Origin of the sequence: Streptomyces sp. NPDC060027 (genome assembly GCF_042737005.1) — a bacterium.
In the GTDB taxonomy this organism is placed as follows: domain Bacteria; phylum Actinomycetota; class Actinomycetes; order Streptomycetales; family Streptomycetaceae; genus Streptomyces.
The window spans coordinates 1-1,575 of record NZ_JBHWVI010000451.1; the positions used below are offsets into that span (position 1 = coordinate 1).

Annotated in this window: 1 protein-coding gene and 1 pseudogene; both read right to left on the reverse strand. The window is 64.3% G+C overall.

Features of this window, described 5'->3' with window-relative positions; genetic code table 11:
- Positions 1–175: 175 nt before the first annotated feature.
- Positions 176–1,335 (reverse strand): annotated as a pseudogene (locus ACFWBT_RS42930) (IS3 family transposase).
- 25 nt (positions 1,336–1,360) lie between these two features.
- Positions 1,361–1,575 (reverse strand): hypothetical protein (locus tag ACFWBT_RS42935; RefSeq protein ID WP_385710253.1); only part of this gene is annotated, 215 nt, incomplete at its 5' end.

Below are 1,575 nucleotides of genomic sequence, written 5' to 3' on the forward strand. Positions count from 1 at the left end.
CAACGGTTCCAGCTTCGGGCCCCGACGGGGAACTGACGCACCAGCAGCAGAAGTCACACAACTACTAACGATCAACTACTGGCGCAGGACACTAGGGCCACCCACTGACAATGGGGTCTGATGCACGATCGGGTGACATCTTGACCTGCCCCACGGTTTGGGTTCCAGCTGCGGGCTAACTGGCGGCGGGGATGGTGTCTTGTTCGGAGAGTAGTTCGTACTCGATCGGGGTGCGGTAGCCCAGTGCTGAGTGGCGCCGCTGTCGGTTGTGGAAGATCTCGATGTACTCGAAGATCGCGTTCGCCAACTCGACCCGGGTCTTCCACCGTTTGCGGTTCAACAGCTCGATCTGCATTGAGGACCAGAACGACTCCATCATCGCGTTGTCCAGGCCGTCTCCGACCGTGCCGAACGATGGCAGGAGCCCGGCGGAGCGGATCCTTTCCCCGAAGACCCAGGAGGTGAACTGGGTGCCGTGATCGGCGTGAACTATCCCGCCTGGTTCGGGGCGGCGGTTGCGAAGGGCCATGTCTAACGCGTTGACCACGAGGGTAGAGTCCTGTCTGGAGTCGATCGACCAGCCCACGATCTTGCGGCTGAACGCGTCCAGAACCGCCGCGCAGTACACCCACCCTTCTCTGGTGCGATGTTGCGTGATGTCGGTGACCCACAGCTCGTTGGGACGCAGCCGATGGAACTTCCTCTTGACCAGGTCATCGGCGGTGACGACACCCCGCAGGCGCTTGATCCGCACCGGTCCGGGCAGTCCGTGGATCCCGGCCTGTGTCATCAGCACCGACGCGGTCCTCGAGCACACCTGGATGCCCATGCCCAGGGTGAGCTCGGCGTGGACGCGGCGGTAGCCGTAGGTGCCGCGTGAGGCGACGTGGACCTCCCGGATGAGTCCGGTCAGCCACTCCCGTCGCAGTTGCCGCGGTGTGGTCGGGGTGCGCTTGTGTTTGTAGTAGTTCTGCCGGGCGACCCCGAGGATCCGGCAGCATCGGTCGACCGGTGCCCCGGCATCGACGAGACGGTCGATCACGGGGTAGAGCCTTTTGGGGCCGGCTGGTCCTCGCCGAGGAACTTGGCGGCCCTGCGGACGATCTCGAGCTCGGTTTCCAGCTCGCGGATTCGTCGCCGCGCTGCACTCAGCTCTGCGGACTCCTCCGAGACCCTGCCAGGGAGCCGGCCGTTGTCGATGTCGTCCTGGCGCAACCACTTCGACAACGTGACCGGATGGATGCCGAGGTCAACGGCGGTCTGCTTCTGTTCTTTTCCTGCCCGCACCAACGCGATGGCGCGGGCGCGGAACTCATCGGGGTAAGCGCGGGGCATGTCCGGCAGCCTTTCGTGAAGGCCGTCAGTTAGCCAGCAGAACTGGAACCTGAGAGGTGGGGCAGGACATTTGAGCCGGGCTTTCGTCGGTGACACTGACATGTTGTGAGCATCCCCAACCGAGCAGTGAGCCCGCGCCATGCACGCTTGCCAGCAGGGCTGAGTCAGGACCACGCTTCGTCTTGACCTCGGTCTGCTCGGATGGCTCGCCGGCGGCGCTCGAAGTCGGGCAGGTCCGGC